At 69.9% G+C, this 17557-nt stretch carries 7 protein-coding genes; 4 read left to right on the top strand and 3 right to left on the bottom strand.

Annotated elements, in window-relative coordinates; all coding sequences use genetic code 11:
- Positions 1-2 precede the first annotated feature (2 nt).
- The 3 genes from ABG090_RS11175 to ABG090_RS11165 form a co-directional block, all read right to left on the bottom strand.
- The gene (locus ABG090_RS11175) at positions 3-461 is read right to left on the bottom strand and encodes a SprT-like domain-containing protein (RefSeq protein ID WP_347754568.1); all 459 of its coding nucleotides are present in this window, start codon (positions 459-461) and stop codon (positions 3-5) included.
- 89 nt (positions 462-550) lie between these two features.
- Positions 551-1123, bottom strand: a complete 573-nt coding sequence (locus ABG090_RS11170; protein WP_347754567.1) for a hypothetical protein — start codon at positions 1121-1123, stop codon at positions 551-553.
- A gap of 83 nt (positions 1124-1206) precedes the next feature.
- Positions 1207-2034 carry a fused MFS/spermidine synthase gene (locus ABG090_RS11165; RefSeq protein WP_347754565.1) on the bottom strand — a complete coding sequence of 276 codons (828 nt, stop codon included), beginning with the start codon at positions 2032-2034 and terminating at the stop codon, positions 1207-1209.
- Between the two features lie 268 nt (positions 2035-2302).
- Here ABG090_RS11165 and rpoB point away from each other — a divergent pair, with 268 nt between their 5' ends.
- The 4 genes from rpoB to ABG090_RS11145 all read left to right on the top strand — a co-directional run bounded on the left by rpoB (position 2303) and on the right by ABG090_RS11145 (position 17542).
- Positions 2303-5773: a DNA-directed RNA polymerase subunit beta gene (rpoB, locus tag ABG090_RS11160; RefSeq protein ID WP_347754564.1), complete on the top strand. Its 3471-nt coding sequence runs from the start codon at positions 2303-2305 to the stop codon at positions 5771-5773.
- Between the two features lie 36 nt (positions 5774-5809).
- Positions 5810-9694: a DNA-directed RNA polymerase subunit beta' gene (gene rpoC, locus ABG090_RS11155; protein ID WP_347754563.1), complete on the top strand. Its 3885-nt coding sequence runs from the start codon at positions 5810-5812 to the stop codon at positions 9692-9694.
- A gap of 158 nt (positions 9695-9852) precedes the next feature.
- Positions 9853-11274, top strand: a complete 1422-nt coding sequence (locus tag ABG090_RS11150) for a hypothetical protein (RefSeq protein WP_347754561.1) — start codon at positions 9853-9855, stop codon at positions 11272-11274.
- Between the two features lie 199 nt (positions 11275-11473).
- Positions 11474-17542, top strand: coding sequence for an Ig-like domain-containing protein (locus ABG090_RS11145; RefSeq protein WP_347754560.1), 6069 nt, complete (start codon positions 11474-11476; stop codon positions 17540-17542).
- Positions 17543-17557 lie beyond the last annotated feature (15 nt).

The raw sequence follows: 17557 nt of genomic DNA, 5'->3' as shown, positions 1-17557 counted from the left end.
GCTCAGGCGGCGTCCGCCCGCTTGCTCCAGCGCACCTCCACCACGCGCCGCTCGGCTCTCGTGCACGGCTTGCACGCGTAGCGACCACGCGGGGCGCGGAAGCGCACGTGCTCATGCCCGCCCGGGCAACTGCCCACCCAGCCGGCGCGCTCCGCAGCGATCTCGCCCTGATGCGTGCGCCCGCCGACGTAGCCGATCTCGCGCGCCGTGCGCCGCCACACCGGGCCGTGGCCTGCGCCTGGCCCGACCATGGCGTGGGCAACCTCATGCAGCAGGATCTGATGCACCTCGTCGTCGTCCCAGCGCACGGCCAGGTGCTTCGACACCGTGATGCGCTTCGCGGTGTAGTTCGTCAGTCCCGCCCGCTTCGCCGCCCGGTCGAACTCGAAGTGCCAGGAGTCGTCGAGGTGCAGGCGGATGAGCGCCGCCGCCCACACGCGCACCCGATCGAGGTCAGCCATCCGTCACCTTCCGCCGGCTGGAAGCATGCCAGCAGCGGTCGATGCGGCGCGAACCGGACGCGCGCACCTGTGGACGGAGCGGCTGCGCGTCAGCGCCCGCCCCAGATCGGGTGGCTCGCGCGCGGCACGTCCCGCTCGGCGCGCAGCGCCTCGGTCTGATCGCGGTCGGTCGCCACCATCAGCGCGATCTCCGCCGCCTCGAGCTGCTCGGCCGGCAGCTCCGCCTCGCGGCACAGCTCCACGGCGACGGTGAAGTCGACGCAGGCCTCATGCCACTGCCCAAGCGCGAAGTGCACGGTGCCGCGCTGCTGCAGCGCGTGCGCCCACAGCTCGACCCAGTCGTTGGAGCGCGACTCGGCGATGATCGCGGTGCACTCGCGCAGCGCCGTGCGCAGGTCGCCGCGGGTCTGGATGACGGATGCGCGCAGCAGCCGCGCCTCGGCGACGCGGTCGCGTGATCCGGAGGCGCGGGCGAGCGTGACGGCCTCACTTGCGGCGGCGAGCGCGTCGTCCAGTCGCCCGATCGACTCCAGCAGCCACGCGCGCTCGGACACCGCGGCGAGCGACCGCTCGCGGCCGAGCTGGCGCAGCCGGCGTGCGGCGGCCGCGACGTCGACGGCGTTCCGCAACGCGGTCTGGTCGTAGCCGATCGACGTGCTCATGCCGCCATGGTCGCGCATCCGTGACGATTCGGCGGGAGCACGCGCCGGAGTGGGCGCTCGAACGCGCGCGGCGGCGCCCCGGATCAGCCGAAGATGCCGCGATCCGGCGTCGGGCTCGGGGTCGCGTCGGCGTCGCGAGCCGGCCGTGCTCCGCCCAGGAATCGGCGCAGCTCTGCGCCGGCGACGACCTTGCCGGGCAGCGGGTCGCGCCGCAGCGCGCGACCGATGTCGTCGAGGTCCGGCAGCGAGCCGGCGACCGCGACCACGTTGCCGAAGCGCCTGCCCTTGAGCATGCCCGGGTCGGCGAGCGCCGCCACCTCGCCGTGCACCTCCGCCAGCGCCGCCAGCTGCCGCTTCGCGAACGACAGCGTGCGGTCGTCGGCGATGTTCACGATCGCGACGCCGCCGGGTGCGAGCAGGTCGCGCACGAGCGCGTGGAACTCCACCGTCGTGACGTGCGCGGGCGTCTGGGCGCCGGAGAAGACATCCACCACCACCAGGTCGACCGATCCGCGCAGGCCCGCGGGCAGCCGGGACAGTTGCTCGCGGGCATCGCCGTAGCGCACGCGGATGCTCGCGCCGCGGGGGAGCGGGGCCACCTCGCGCACCAGCTCGACCAGCAGCGGCTCGAGCTCGATCACCTGCTGGCGCGATCCGCGCCTCGTCGCATCGATGAAGCGCGGGATCGTGAGCGCGCCGCCTCCCAGGTGCACCGCAGTGAGCGGCCCGGGCGGCATCGCGTCGATCACGTGCCCCATCTGCTGCACGTACTCGTAGACCAGCAGCTCTGGCCGCTCCGGATCGACGTGCGACTGCGGCGTCCCATCGACGACCAGCTGCCAGCCACCGGAGCCCGAGAACCGCATCTCGGCGTGCAGGCCACTGGAGAGGCGTCGGCTGGGAGTGGTCACCACCCCATTGTCTCTCGACACCCGCGTTGTCTCGCCCGCACCCCGTTAGCATCGGGGCGGCGGCGGTCGCCAGCCGACACGCCGCCTCGACTGGACATCAGGGCGCGAGCCGCGTAACGTAGCGAGTTGCGCTCAAAGACATCCCCTCTGCCTTCATATTGCGGTCGGCGCGCGCCCGAATCGGGCGCTTCAGGGTGTTGACGAGTCTCTCACCGACGACACGATCCCGGGAAGACCCGCAACCCTTTCCGGACCGGAGGTATCTGCCTTGGCTGAACTGAGCCCCAAGACTGGTCGAAACGCGAGCCGCCTGAGCTTCGCACAGATCGCGGAAACGCTGACTGTCCCCGACCTGCTCGCACTGCAGACCGAGAGCTTCGAATGGCTCATCGGCGACGACGCATGGAAGGGCCGCGCGGATGCCGCACAGGCCTCCGGTCGCGACGATGTCCACTCGGAGTCCGGTCTTGAGCAGATCTTCGAGGAGATCTCGCCCATCGAGGACCTGAGCGAGAAGATGCAGCTCTCGTTCTCCGAGCCGGTACTCGATGTGCCGAAGTACACGATCGCTGAGTGCAAGGAGCGCGGCAAGACCTACGCCGCACCGCTCTACGTCTCGGCGGAGTTCATGAACCACGAGACCGGCGAGATCAAGTCGCAGACGGTCTTCATGGGCGACTTCCCGCTCATGACCCAGAAGGGCACGTTCATCGTGAACGGCACCGAGCGCGTCGTCGTCTCGCAGCTCGTCCGCAGCCCCGGCGTCTACTTCGACCGCACCCCCGAGAAGAACTCCGACAAGGACGTCTTCTCCGCTCGCGTCATCCCCAGCCGCGGTGCCTGGCTCGAGTTCGAGATCGACAAGCGCGACGCCGTCGGCGTGCGCATCGACCGCAAGCGCAAGCAGTCGGTCACGGTCTTCCTGAAGGCCCTCGGCCTCACGAGCGAGGACATCGCCCGCGAGTTCGCCGGCTACGAGTCGATCATGGCGACGCTCGAGAAGGATGCGCCCATGTCGAAGGAGGACGCCCTCCGCGACATCTACCGCAAGCTGCGTCCGGGCGAGCAGGTCGCCGCCGAGGCCGCCCGCGCGCTGCTCGACAACTTCTACTTCAACCCGAAGCGCTACGATCTGGCCAAGGTGGGTCGCTACAAGATCAACCGCAAGCTCGGCATCGACGTGCCGATGAGCGACTCGGTGCTCTCGGTCGACGACATCGTCGCGACCATCAAGTACCTCGTCGCGCTGCACGCCGGCGACCAGACGGTCAAGGGCACGCGCAAGGGCGAAGCGGTCGACATCCGCCTCGACATCGACGACATCGACCACTTCGGCAACCGTCGCATCCGCGCCGTCGGCGAGCTCATCCAGAACCAGGTCCGCACGGGCCTGGCCCGCATGGAGCGCGTCGTGCGCGAGCGCATGTCGACGCAGGACATCGAGGCCATCACGCCCCAGACCCTGATCAACGTGCGTCCCGTGAGCGCCGCGATCAAGGAGTTCTTCGGCACCTCGCAGCTGTCGCAGTTCATGGATCAGAACAACCCGCTCGCGGGCCTGACCCACAAGCGCACGCTGTCGGCGCTCGGCCCCGGTGGTCTGTCGCGTGAGCGCGCCGGCGTCGAGGTGCGAGACGTGCACCCGTCGCACTACGGCCGCATGTGCCCGATCGAGACCCCGGAAGGCCCGAACATCGGCCTCATCGGTCGTCTCGCGACCTTCGGCCGCATCAACTCCTTCGGCTTCATCGAGACGCCGTACCGCCGGGTCGACAACGGCGTGGTCACCACGCAGATCGACTACCTGACGGCCTCCGAGGAGGACGAGTTCATCGTCGCCCACGCCAACAACCGCCTCGACGCGCAGCAGCGCTTCGTCGAGGAGCGCGTCGTGGCGAGGAAGAAGGGCGAAGAGGTCGAGCTCGTCGAGCCGACGTCCGTGAACTACATGGATGTCTCGCCGCGCCAGATGGCGTCGCTCGCGACCAGCCTCATCCCGTTCCTCGAGCACGACGACGCGAACCGCGCCCTGATGGGTGCGAACATGCAGCGTCAGGCCGTGCCGCTGGTGCGCTCCGAGTCGCCGCTGGTCGGCACCGGCATGGAGGGCTTCGCGGCCATCGACTCCGGTGACGTCATCACCGCGACCGGCGCCGGCGTGGTCGGCGAGGTCTCGGCCGACATGGTCACCGTGCAGCTCGACGAGGGCGGCACGCAGCAGTACTTCCTGCGCAAGTTCGACCGCTCGAACCAGGGCACCTCCTACAACCACCGGGTCATCGTCTCGGCTGGTGAGCGGATCGAGGTCGGCGAGGTCATCGCCGACGGTCCCGCGACGGAGGACGGCGAGCTCGCGCTCGGCAAGAACCTGCTCGTGGCGTTCATGCCGTGGGAGGGCCACAACTACGAGGACGCGATCATCCTCAGCCAGAACCTCGTGAAGGACGACGTGCTCTCGTCGATCCACATCGAGGAGTACGAGGTCGACGCCCGCGACACCAAGCTGGGCAAGGAGGAGGTCACGCGTGACCTCCCCAACGTCGGTCCCGACCTGCTGGCTGACCTCGACGAGCGCGGCATCATCCGCATCGGCGCAGAGGTCGCTCCCGGCGACATCCTGGTCGGCAAGGTGACGCCGAAGGGCGAGACCGAGCTGAGCGCCGAGGAGCGCCTGCTCCGCGCGATCTTCAACGAGAAGAGCCGCGAGGTGCGCGACACGTCGCTCAAGGTGCCCCACGGTGAGCAGGGCACGGTCATCGCGGTCAAGCAGTTCCGCGCTGAGGACGGCGACGACGAGCTCGGCTCGGGCGTCCACGAGAAGGTCGTGGTCTACATCGCGCAGAAGCGCAAGATCACCGAGGGCGACAAGCTCGCCGGCCGCCACGGCAACAAGGGCGTGATCGCCAAGATCCTGCCCGAGGAGGACATGCCGTTCCTCTCCGACGGCACGCCGGTCGACATCGTGCTGAACCCGCTCGGCATCCCGAAGCGCATGAACTTCGGCCAGGTGCTGGAGACGCACCTCGGCTGGATCGCCGCGACGGGCTGGAAGGTGGAGGGCACGCCCGAGTGGGCCAAGGACCTCGACCCGGCGACCCTCGAGGCGCCCGCGGGCACCAAGGTCGCGACGCCGGTCTTCGACGGCGCGACCGAGGAGGCCATCATCGGCCTGCTCGACGCGACGCTCCCGACCCGTGACGGCGACCGCCTGATCGACGGCAGCGGCAAGGCGAACCTGTTCGACGGTCGCTCCGGTGAGCCGTACCCGTACCCGGTCTCGGTCGGCTACATGTACATCCTGAAGCTGCACCACCTGGTCGACGACAAGATCCACGCTCGCTCGACCGGCCCCTACTCGATGATCACGCAGCAGCCCCTGGGCGGTAAGGCCCAGTTCGGCGGCCAGCGGTTCGGCGAGATGGAGGTCTGGGCGCTCGAGGCCTATGGCGCTGCGTACACCCTGCAGGAGCTCCTCACCATCAAGTCGGACGACATCGTCGGCCGCGTGAAGGTGTACGAGGCCATCGTCAAGGGCGAGAACATCCAGGAGCCCGGCATCCCGGAGTCCTTCAAGGTGCTCATGAAGGAGATGCAGTCGCTCTGCCTGAACGTCGAGGTGCTGAACGCAGCCGGCGACGTCGTCACGCTCCGCGATGACGAAGATGAGGCACTCCGCACGGCCGAAGAGCTCGGCATCAACATCTCCCGCCCTGAGCTGTCGTCGATCGACGACATCTGATCCGGGCTATCGAGAATTCGACAAGAGGGAATTGCATTGATCGACGCAACAACGTTCGATGAGCTGCGGATCGGGCTGGCAACGGCCGACGACATCCGAGGCTGGTCACACGGCGAAGTGAAGAAGCCTGAGACCATCAACTACCGCACGCTCAAGCCCGAGAAGGACGGCCTGTTCGGCGAGCAGATCTTCGGTCCCAGCCGGGACTGGGAGTGCGCCTGCGGCAAGTACAAGCGCGTGCGCTTCAAGGGCATCGTGTGCGAGCGCTGCGGGGTCGAGGTGACGAAGTCGTCGGTGCGCCGTGAGCGCATGGGCCACATCGAGCTCGCCGCGCCCGTGACGCACATCTGGTACTTCAAGGGCGTGCCCAGCCGTCTCGGCTACCTGCTGGACATGGCGCCGAAGGACCTCGAGAAGGTCATCTACTTCGCCGCGTACATGGTCATCTCGGTCGACGAGGAGGCTCGTCACGAGCGCCTGCCGCAGCTGGAGCAGGAGCTCCGCCTGAAGGTCGGCGAGATCGAGAAGCGCCGCGACGCCGACATCGCCGCTCGCCTCGCCCAGCTGGAGACCGACGTCGCCCAGCTCGAGGAGGAGGGCGCCAAGGCCGACCAGAAGCGCAAGGTCAAGGACGCCGGTGAGCGCGAGATGGCGCAGCTGCGCAAGTTCGCCGACGAGGAGATCGCGCAGATGGAGCGCGTCTTCGACGACTTCCGCACGCTGAAGGTCGGCGACCTGAAGGCTGAGGACGCGACCTACCACGACCTCGTCGACCTGTACGGCGAGTTCTTCCACGGCCACATGGGGGCCGAGGCGATCAAGATGCGCCTCGAGGCGTTCGACCTGGTCGCCGAGGGCGAGGACCTGCACAAGCAGATCGCCGAGGGCAAGGGCCAGCGCAAGATCCGCGCGATCAAGCGGCTCAAGGTCGTCAACTCGTTCCTGCAGACGGGCAACAGCCCGGCTGCGATGGTGCTGGACGTCGTGCCGGTCATCCCGCCGGAGCTGCGCCCGATGGTGCAGCTCGACGGTGGCCGCTTCGCGACCAGCGACCTGAACGACCTCTACCGTCGCGTCATCAACCGCAACAACCGCCTGCGTCGCCTGCTCGACCTCGGTGCTCCCGAGATCATCGTGAACAACGAGAAGCGCATGCTGCAGGAGGCGGTGGACGCCCTGTTCGACAACGGTCGTCGTGGCCGTCCCGTCACGGGCACGGGCAACCGCGCGCTGAAGTCGCTCTCCGACATGCTCAAGGGCAAGCAGGGCCGGTTCCGCCAGAACCTGCTCGGCAAGCGCGTCGACTACTCGGGCCGCTCGGTCATCGTGGTCGGCCCGCAGCTGCAGCTGCACCAGTGCGGCCTGCCGAAGCAGATGGCGCTCGAGCTGTTCAAGCCGTTCGTCATCAAGCGCCTGATCGACCTGGGCCACTCGCAGAACATCAAGCACGCCAAGCGCATGGTGGAGCGTTCGAAGCCGCAGGTGTGGGACGTGCTCGAGGAGATCATCCGCGAGCGCCCCGTGCTGCTGAACCGTGCGCCCACGCTGCACCGCCTCGGCATCCAGGCCTTCGAGCCGCTGCTCGTCGAGGGCAAGGCCATCCAGCTGCACCCGCTCGTGTGCGCGGCGTTCAACGCCGACTTCGACGGTGACCAGATGGCTGTGCACCTGCCGCTCTCGGTCGAGGCGCAGGCCGAGGCGCGCGTGCTGATGCTCGCCTCCAGCAACATCCTGAAGCCGTCGGACGGCCGACCGGTCACCCTCCCGTCGCACGAGATGGTCTCCGGTCTGCACTTCCTGACGTCGCTGAAGGAGGATGGCGCCGGCACCGGCCGCGCGTTCTCGTCGATCGCCGAGGCGATCATGGCGATGGACCAGGGCTCGCTGCACCTCGGCTCGGTCATCCGGATCCGTCTGGACGGCCTCGCCTTCCGCGACCAGGACCGCCCGGAGGGCTTCGTCGACGGCGAGACCTTCCTGCACGAGACGACCCTGGGTCGCGCGCTCTTCAACGAGCTGCTGCCCGCGGACTTCCCGTTCGTGAGCGAGCCGGCCACCAAGCCGGTCATCTCGCTGATCGTCAACGCGCTCGCCGAGCACTACCCGAAGACGGTGGTGGCGGGCACGCTCGACAAGATCAAGGACGCCGGCTTCTACTGGGCCACGCGCTCGGGCATCACGGTCGCGCTCTCCGACGTCATCACGCCGGCGCGCAAGGACGAGATCGTCGCGGAGGCCGAGGAGTCGGCCTCGAAGATCCAGGGCAAGTTCGAGAAGGGCCTCATCACCGACTCGGAGCGTCGTGGTGACCTGACCGAGCTGTGGACGAAGGCCACCAACGAGGTCCAGAAGGCCACCGAGGCGGCGTTCGACAAGGAGAACTCCATCTACCGGATGGTCACCGCGGGCGCCAACGGCAACTGGATCCAGGTGCGAAACATCACCGGTATGCGTGGTCTCGTGACCAACCCGAAGGGTGAGGTCATCCCGCGTCCGATCATCTCCTCGTACCGCGAGGGCCTGACGGTGGCGGAGTACTTCATCGCCACCCACGGTGCGCGCAAGGGCTCGGCCGACACGGCGCTCCGCACGGCCGACTCGGGCTACCTGACGCGTCGTCTCGTCGACGTGTCGCAGGACGTCATCATCCGTGAGGACGACTGCGGCACCGAGCGTGGGCTCGAGGTGCCGATCGCAGAGGTCATCGACGGTCAGCTGACGCTGCACGAGAACATCGAGTCGGCGGTCTACGCCCGCAACCTCGCGACGGACGTCGTGACGTCGGACGGCACGGTGCTCGCCACCGCCGCCCAGGACATCGGCGACCGCGAGATCCGTGCGTTCATCGCCGCGGGTGTCGAGTCGGTCAAGGTGCGCTCGGTCCTCACGTGCGAGTCGGCAGTCGGCGTCTGCGCCCACTGCTACGGCCGCTCGCTGGCGACCGGCAAGCTCGTCGACATCGGCGAGGCCGTGGGCATCATCGCCGCCCAGTCGATCGGTGAGCCCGGCACGCAGCTGACGATGCGCACCTTCCACACCGGTGGTTCGGTGGGCGCGAGCGACATCACGCAGGGTCTGCCCCGTGTGACGGAGCTCTTCGAGGCCCGCACGCCGAAGAACGCCTCGCCCATCGCGGAGGCAGCCGGTCGTGTGCGCATCGAGGAGGACGAGAAGTCCAAGCGCGTCATCATCACGCCCGACAACGGTGACGAGGAGGTCGTGTACCAGGTGCTCCGCCGCGCGACCCTCGAGGTCGGCGACGGCGACCACGTCGAGCAGGGTCAGCAGATCCAGATCGGTGCGGTCGACCCCAAGGAAGTGCTGCGCGTGCGCGGCGTCCGCGAGGTCCAGAAGCACCTGGTCTCCGGCGTGCAGGACGTGTACCGCTCGCAGGGCGTGCCGATCCATGACAAGCACATCGAGGTCATCGTGCGGCAGATGCTGCGCAAGGTCACCGTCGTCGACCACGGCGAGACCGACCTCCTGCCCGGCGAGCTCGTCGACCGTTCGCGGTACAACGAGCTCAACCGTGCGGCGCTGACCGACGGCAAGAAGACCGCTTCGGCTCGCCAGGAGGTCATGGGCATCACCAAGGCGTCGCTCGCGACCGAGTCGTGGCTCTCGGCCGCCTCCTTCCAGGAGACGACCAAGGTGCTCACCGAGGCGGCCCTCGCCGGCAAGCGCGACCCGCTGCTCGGCCTCAAGGAGAACGTCATCATCGGCAAGCTCATCCCCGCGGGCACCGGCCTGTCGCGCTACCGCGACGTCTCGGTCGAGGCCACCGAGGAGGCCAAGGCCGAGCGCTACCCGAACCGTCTGTTCGCAGACGCCGGTGGCGTGGACGAGTCCGACCTGTCGTACCTCGACTTCGACGCCTTCACCGGTGGCGAGTTCAACGAGGAGCCGGGTCAGATCGTCTGATCGACCGCACGCAGCAGGGGCCGCATCCACATCGGATGCGGCCCCTGCCGCGTGTCGCGGCGATTGCGCGGGCGGCGGGGTGGCGCGGGCCGGCGTGCAGGCGCAGTGCTTAGAATCGGCCGACGACGCGGCACGGTGCCGCTGCAGGAGGTTTGACCATGAGCGACGAGCAGCCCACCTCGTGGCGGGATCGGTTCTTCGGCAGCTCGCCGTCGACGGATGCCGACGCGGCATCGCGCGACGGAAACGTCGACGAGCCCGCACTTGCCGATGACGCGCCCGTGCATGACGAGTCCGCGGCGACGCCTGCCGAGGCGGATGCCGCCGCGACCTCGATCGAGGATCACGACGAGCCGCAGCCGCTGGTCGAGCACACGTCACGCGATGACGACGACCGCGGCGGCGACAGCCCGATCGAGCCCACGGTGATCGCCCCATCGACGCTGCGTGGGCCCTCGCACTCGGCGGCGCACCCCGACGACTCGGCCCGCGCAACGGCAGACGAGGTGCACGACGAGGCGGCCGAGAACTCGCTCGAGCAGCATCGCGGGCAGGCCGCTGCCAGCGACGCTGATGGCAGCGCTTCCGGAGCCGCGACGCCGCCGCCGCTCGTCGAGCCTCGCCGCCCGTCGTTCGGTCTGCGGCGACGCACCGATGCCGACGATGCGGCAGCCGACGCGGACGCACTCGCAGGAGGCGCAGACGCTCGGCCCGGCACCTCCGACCGCGACTTCGTCGAGCCGGCGCCGACCGAGGCCATGGCGCAGCAGCCGGATCACCACGCGGACGACGAGCAGCGCACGCGAGCGATGCACGCGAAGCGCACGCCGGAGGTCGAGGACACCGCCGCACAGACGCAGGTGCTCGACACGCAGGACGACTACCGACCGGGCGACACCACGCAGCGCACCGAGCGGTTCGGCATCGTGCGGGACGAGGTGCCGCCGTCGACCATCGCCGTCGATGAGGAGACGGCGCGCGCGGCTGCCGGCGGCACGCCGATCGTGCTCGTCGAGGAGCCGCAGCCGCCTCGTCGCAAGGGCGCGCGCGGCGTCGGCTTCCTCGTCGCGCTGCTCGCATCGATCATCTTCGCCGCGCTCTTCGCGGTGGCCTTCTTCGCCGTCGGCTACCTCTTCGATCGCGCGTTCAACGCGACCGAGACGCTGGAGACGGTGTGGCTGCGCCCCTCCTACCTGCTGCCGGTCGTGGTGTTCTTCCTCGCCTACTGGCTGATCACGCTGCTCGTGAACCGAGCGGGCTGGTGGGCGCATGTGCTCGGCGCCTTCGTCGTGGCGCTGCTGGTCTACGCGGCGCACATCGCCGGCGCCCACATCGAGCAGGAGGGCGGCTGGTCGGCCTATGCCTCGGTGTTCAGCATGGACCTGCAGTCGCTCGGCCAGCTGGTGCTCGCGCCGCTGTCGGTGCTCGCGTTCATCCTGGCCCGCGAGGTGCCCATCTGGTTCGGCGGCATCGTCGCCCGCCGGGGCCGCAAGGCCCGTGACTGGAACCGTCAGGCGCTCGACGACTTCAATGCCGAGAACGCGGAGCGCCTCGCCGCGTACGAGCGCGCGCGCGGCTGACCGCCGCAGCACGATGCTCCGAGGGCCCATCGCCATGATGGGTGCTCGGAGCATTGTGCGGATCTCCAGGTATGCGGTCGCGGAGTTCTGACACAATGACCGAGGTCGCGCCCCCGACCGCGGGTCCCCCAGTGCCCGCCGAGGGCGTCACGGGAGGCCGGCAGTGTTCAGGTGGATCAGGAGCCATCGCAAGTCGACGGTGGCGGGAGGACTCGTCACCGCCGTGTCGCTCGCGCTCGGCATCCTCGCGTTCACCTACGACGGCTTCACCACCACCGACGTCGACCTCCATGACGGAGGCGTCTGGGTCACGAAGCAGGACAGCCAGCAGCTGGGCCGCATCAACATCCAGGCGGCAGAGCTCGACGCCGGACTGACCTCGCCGACAGCCAGCTTCGACGTGCTGCAGGACGGCGACGACGTGCTGCTCCACAATCGGGAGTCGTCGGCAGTCATCGTGGTCGACCCCGTGCACGTCGTGCTCGGGACGAGCGTGCAGCTGCCTGCGCAGGGACGCATCGCCATGGGTGGCGGCGTCGTCGCGGTCGTCGATCCCGCCGACGGCTCGCTCTGGGCGATGTCGTTCAACGACTTCGTCGGCTTCTCGCCCGAGAGCGCCGAGCCCCTCGCCGAGCTCGGCGAGGGCACCGCGGTCGCCGTCGGGCGCGACGGCACCGTGTACGCCGCGTCGCCGAGCGAGGGGCAGCAGCTCAGCGTCGCCCGCCTGGACGACGGCACGTTCGACGAGCCGACCGTGCGCGACCGTAGCGAGCTGCGCGCCATGCAGGAGCCGCTGGTGACGGTGGTGGGTCGGCAGCCAGTCGTGCACGACCCGGGGACCGGCACGCTGCTGCTGCCCGGCGGCGCGACCCGGGTGCCGGACGGATCGGCGGTGCAGCTGGTGGGCGACGACGCCGACGATGTCGTGCTCGCGACGCCGACCCAGCTCATCCGGCAGCCGCTCGGCGGCGGCGACCCGCAGGTCGAGCAGCGCCAGGGCGGCGGCGACGCGGTGCGCCCCGTGCAGCTGCACGGGTGCGTCTACGCGGTCTGGACCGGCAGCGCGCAGTTCCTCCGCGACTGCCAGGGCGCCGAGCGAAGCGAGCAGCAGGTGCCGCAGATGGACGGCAGCGCCGCGACCTTCCGCATCAACCGCGACGCGGTGGTGCTGAACCAGTTCCAGGAGGGCTCGTCCTGGCTGCTGTCGGACACGCTCGTGCTGGTCGACAACTGGGACGACCTGCTGCCAGAGCAGTCCGACGAGACCAGCGACCAGGACGACTCCGAGTCCACCGAGGACCTGCTGACGAACCAGCCGCCGCCGGTGAACGAGGAGAACACCGATCCGGACGCGAACGACGACCGATTCGGTGCGCGGCCCGGCCGCTCGACGATCCTGCCGGTGCTGTGGAACGACAGCGACGCCGACGGCGACGTGCTGACCGCCCGCGTGGTGGGCGATCTGCCCGAGGGCGCCGCGATCGCCCCGGTCGCGAACGACTCCGCGCTGCAGCTCCAGCTGCCGGAGCGCTTCACGGGCGGCTTCACCTTCAACTACGAGATCGACGACGGTCGTGGTGGCACGGACACCGCAGGGGTGCGCGTGGAGGTGCGCGGCGATGGGGAGAACTCGCCTCCGGAGCAGCAGCGCGCGCAGGCGTTCGCGGTCGAGCAGGGTGGCGAGTACGAGTACCAGGTGCTCGCCGACTGGATCGACCCCGACGGCGACGACATGTACCTCACGGGCGCGACGACCGATTCCGGTGACACGATCCAGACCGACCCCTCGGGCCGGCTCATCTACACCGCCACCGGCGACGTGGGCGTGCAGACGCTCACCGTCACGGTCTCGGACGGCCGCAGCGAGGCATCCGCCGAGGTCGAGGTCGACGTGCGCGAGCGCGGCGATGCGCCGCCGCTCGCCAACGCCGACTTCGTCAGCACCGTCGAGGGGCGGGAGGCGACGATCCGCCCGATGCTCAACGACTACTCCCCATCGGGACGCCCGCTGCGGCTGGCTTCGGTGGATCCGGTGGCGGGCGTGGAGATGGATTGGGACAAGGCCACCGGGGTCGTGCACATCCGCTCCGGGACTGTCGGGACCCACTACCTGACCTACATGATCGCCGACGGGCCGCTGCCGAGCATCGGCCGGATCCGCATCGACATCCGCACGCCCGACCAGGAGGCGCGCCCCGTCGCCGTGCGCGACACCGCGCTGCTGCCGCAGCAGGGCTCGGCGATCGTCGACCTGCTGGCGAATGACGTGGATCCGGCGGGTGGGGTGCTCGTCGTGCAGCAGGTGACCGTCGAGGGCGCGGCACCGATCACCGTGGAGCTGCGCGATCGTCGCATCGTCAGCATCCGTGACAACGGGCTCGACGCGCCGTTCCAGTTCACTTACACGGTCTCGAACGGGCGGTTCTCCGAGACCGGCACCGTGGAGGTCATCCCGGTCGCGCCGCCCGCGCAGCCTCGCGCGCCGAAGGCGGTCGACGACGCCGCGACGGTGCGCGCCGGCGATTACGCCACCGTCGACGTGCTCGCCAACGACTTCTCGCCCGACGGCACCCCGTTCGAGCTGGTCGATCGAGTCGTCGACACCAGCTTCGCCTCCGATGACGAGGGCGTCGCGTTCATCTCCGAGGGGCGGCTGCGCGTCCACGCGCTCGTCGACGCCCCCACGCGGGCGACGGTCACCTACGAGATCACCGACGAGTTCGGCAATCGCGACTCGGCGACGGTGGCGATGACGATCGTGCCGCGCGACGAGGAGGAGAACGCGCCGCCGGCTCCCGAGACGGTGACCTCCCGCGTGCTCGCCGGCTCGACGGTGCGCATCCCCATCCCGCTCCACGGGATCGACCCCGATGGTGACGGCGTCGAGCTGGTCGGCTACGACACCGGACCCGGCGGCGGCCGCATCCTGCCGGAGGTGGGCCCCGACTACTTCGACTTCGAGGCCTACCCCGACAGCGCCGGCACGGTCGAGTTCACCTACCGGGTGCGGGACCGCTGGGGCGGCGAGGGCACCGCGTCCGCCATCATCGGCATCGCGCAGGCGGCCGACGTGAACCAGACGCCGTTCGCGCAGGTCGACCTCGTCACCGTGCGCCCAGATCGCTCCGTCGCGATCGCGGTGCTCGAGAACGACTCCGATCCCGATCAGGATGCGCTGTCGCTCACCAGCGACGGGCTCGACCTGCCCGACGAGCTCGCCGACGCGGTCGTCAACCGCGAGCGCGCCACCGTCGATCTGCGTTCGCCCGCGGAGACGGGCGACTACCAGTTCACCTACACGGTGACGGATGCGCGAGGCGCGTCGACGACGGGCTCGGTCGTGGTGACGGTGGCGGAGGACGCGCCGCTGCTGCCCCCGATCGCACGCGACGACCCCCTGCCCCGCGACGGGGTCGAGGTCGACGTGCCGCTGGATGTGCCGGTGCTCGAGAACGACCTCGATCCGGACGGCGACCCGAGCGAGCTCACGCTCTCCATCGCGACGGGTCCCGGCTCGGTCGCGGGCGACGCGATCCAGGTGGTGCCGAGCGAGGAGTTCCAGGTCGTCACCTACCGCGTGACCGACATCGACGGGCTCGCGTCCGAGGCGTTCGTCGCCGTGCCGCCCGTGCGCGACCGCGCGCCGTTCCTCTCGCGCACCGAGCCGATCCAGATCCCCTCCGGGATCCTGCGCGAGCTGCCGCTGCGCGACTGGGTCACCACGTTCAACGGCAACCCGCCGCGCATCACCTCCGGCGAGACCGTCACCGCCGTGAACGACGACGACACGGGCCTGATCGCGGGCGCTGACACCCTGCAGTTCCGATCGCCCGAGGGCTACGTCGGGCCGGCGTCAATCACCTTCGAGGCCACCGACGGCACGGGACCGGAGGACGGCAACACGGCAATCCTCACGATCCCGATCGACGTGGTCTCCTCCAGCGTCGTCGAGCCGGTCTTCGCCGGTGCCGTGCTGCGGCCGGTGGCGGGTGAGGGCGCCGTGGAGTTCGACCTGCGCGACGCCACCACGGATCCGGATCCCGGCGACCTCGAGGCGATGGTCTTCGAGTCCGGCGGCGGCTCGATGAGCGGGGTCGAGATCTCGATGAGCGGCTCGATCTTCTCGGCGACGGCGGCGCCGAACACGCCGCCGGGCGCGACCGGCTCGTTCCAGATCGTCGCCATCGACCCGCACGGCAACCGCGCACCGGGCACCGTGATCGTCGAGGTCGTCCCCACGAACCGTCCGATGCCCATCGCACGGCCGAACAGCGGCGAGGCGACGCAGGGTGTTCCCTTCACGCTCGACGTGGTGCAGGACGACTTCAACCCGTTCGAGCGGGACGGCATCCCGCTGCGGATGGTCGCGGCAGCGGTGGTCGCCGGGCAGGGCACGATCTCGAACACCGACCGAGAGGTCACCGTGACGCCGGGCGCCGACTTCTCCGGCGTGCTCACCGTGCGCTATACCGTGCAGGACGCCACCGAGCTCGCGCAGCGCCAGGTGAGCGGCACGCTCACGCTCAACGTCAAGGGCAGGCCGGATGCGCCGCCGCGGCCCAACGTCGACGCGGTCGGCGACGCGCAGGTGACGCTCACCTGGGCACCGCCGCCGTCGAACGGCGCGCCGATCACGGGCTACGTCGTGCGGTCCTCCGACGGCGCCGTGCAGCAGCCCTGCGCGGCGACGACCTGCGTCATCGCGGGCCTGACGAACAACGTGACCTACACCTTCCAGGTGCTGGCGCAGAACGAGGTCGGCGATTCCGACCCCTCGGCCGCATCGCGCGAGGCGCGTCCCGATGTGCGGCCGGAGCAGCCGGCGCCGCCGCAGCGGGAGCGGGGCGACACGCAGGTCGCGCTCTCGTGGCAGGCGCCGGTCAACAACGGCTCGCCGATCCAGCACTACGTCGTCGAGATCTCGCCGCCGGCGCCGAACGGTGCCGTGCAGCAGCAGGTGCAGGGGCTGAACTACACCTGGACGGGGCTGGCGAACGGCACGGCGTACACCTTCCGGGTGCAGGCCGTGAACCTCGCGGTCGAGCCGAGCGACTTCTCCGCCTACTCGCAGCCGGTCACGCCCGCGGGCCCGCCCACGCAGGTGCAGGGCGTCACGGCGACCCCCGACCGCTCGATCCCGGGGGAGGTGCAGGTCGCCGTCACCTGGCAGCCGGCGGATCCGAACGGTGCGGCGATCACCGTCTACACCGTGACGCCATCGAACGGTGCGACGCCCGCGCGGGTCACCGGCACGCAGGCGAACTTCCGCTTCGCGGCGGAGGGCGAGAACGTCACGTTCACGGTCACCGCCACCAATGACGCGGGCACGAGCACGCCCTCGGCGTCCTCGGCGGCGGTGCGCACCTACACGGCCCCGGATGCGCCATCCGCGGTCTCCGCGAGCGACGGCGACACCGATGCCCAGGTCACCTGGACGCCCGGCAACTCCAACGGCCTGCGCTCGAACGAGGTGTCGTTCGAGGTGCGCGGCGGCGGCGCCGGGACGCAGTCGTTCGGGCCGGGCGGCACGTACACGGGCATGGACAACAACGGCGGGCCGTACACCTTCTCGGTGCGCGCGGTAGCGTTCGTCGACGGCACCAGCTACGCGTCCGAGTGGACGAACGCGGGCAACCAGGCGCGCCCCTACGGCGCGATCGGCAGTCCGGCGGCGGATGCGAAGAGTGCGGTCGGGCAGGTCAACTTCAGCTGGTCGGCGCCGGCGAGGAACGGCCGGAGCATCTCGACCGAGATCCGCATCGACGGCGGCGCGTGGCGGAGCGTCGCCAACAGCGGCACGGAGTCGGCCACGGGCGGCCCCGACTCGCAGCACACCATCGAGGTGCGCACCTCGACAGGTGCCGCGGAGGCGGGCCACGGCGCGCAGGCCACCACGGCCAGTGCCAGCGCGCGGGTGCGAGCGGCGCCATCCATCTCGCTCGGCAAGGGCGACGACGCGAGTCGCGCGGACGGCGGGTGCACGACGGGCACGTCGGCGAAGTGCCGCTACTACCAACTGAGCTGGTCGAACCTGACGCCCGGCTCGTACCAGTTCGCCTGCCACAACAGCAACGGCAACGGCGACGGCAACCCCTTCCAGCAGGGCACCGTGCAGATCGGGGCCTCGAACGGCACCACGCAGTATCGCTCGGGTAGCACACGCCTGTGCTACTCGGGCTTCAGCGGCAACGCCTACATGTACGTCTGGGGCGGCCCCGACGGCATCCCGCACGGCAGTCTCCGAACCCCGAACGTTCGGTGGCCATGACCACTCCATCCCAAT

The organism is Agrococcus sp. ProA11, assembly GCF_039880525.1.
GTDB lineage: Bacteria > Actinomycetota > Actinomycetes > Actinomycetales > Microbacteriaceae > Agrococcus > Agrococcus chionoecetis.
This window is presented reverse-complemented; position numbering and strand designations above follow the sequence as displayed.

Coding starts and splice junctions, on each gene's coding strand:
- ABG090_RS11175 (WP_347754568.1), bottom strand. CDS start 461: ATGGCTGACCTCGATCGGGTGCGCGTGTGGGCGGCGGCGCTCATCCGC.
- ABG090_RS11170 (WP_347754567.1), bottom strand. CDS start 1,123: ATGAGCACGTCGATCGGCTACGACCAGACCGCGTTGCGGAACGCCGTC.
- ABG090_RS11150 (WP_347754561.1), top strand. CDS start 9,853: ATGAGCGACGAGCAGCCCACCTCGTGGCGGGATCGGTTCTTCGGCAGC.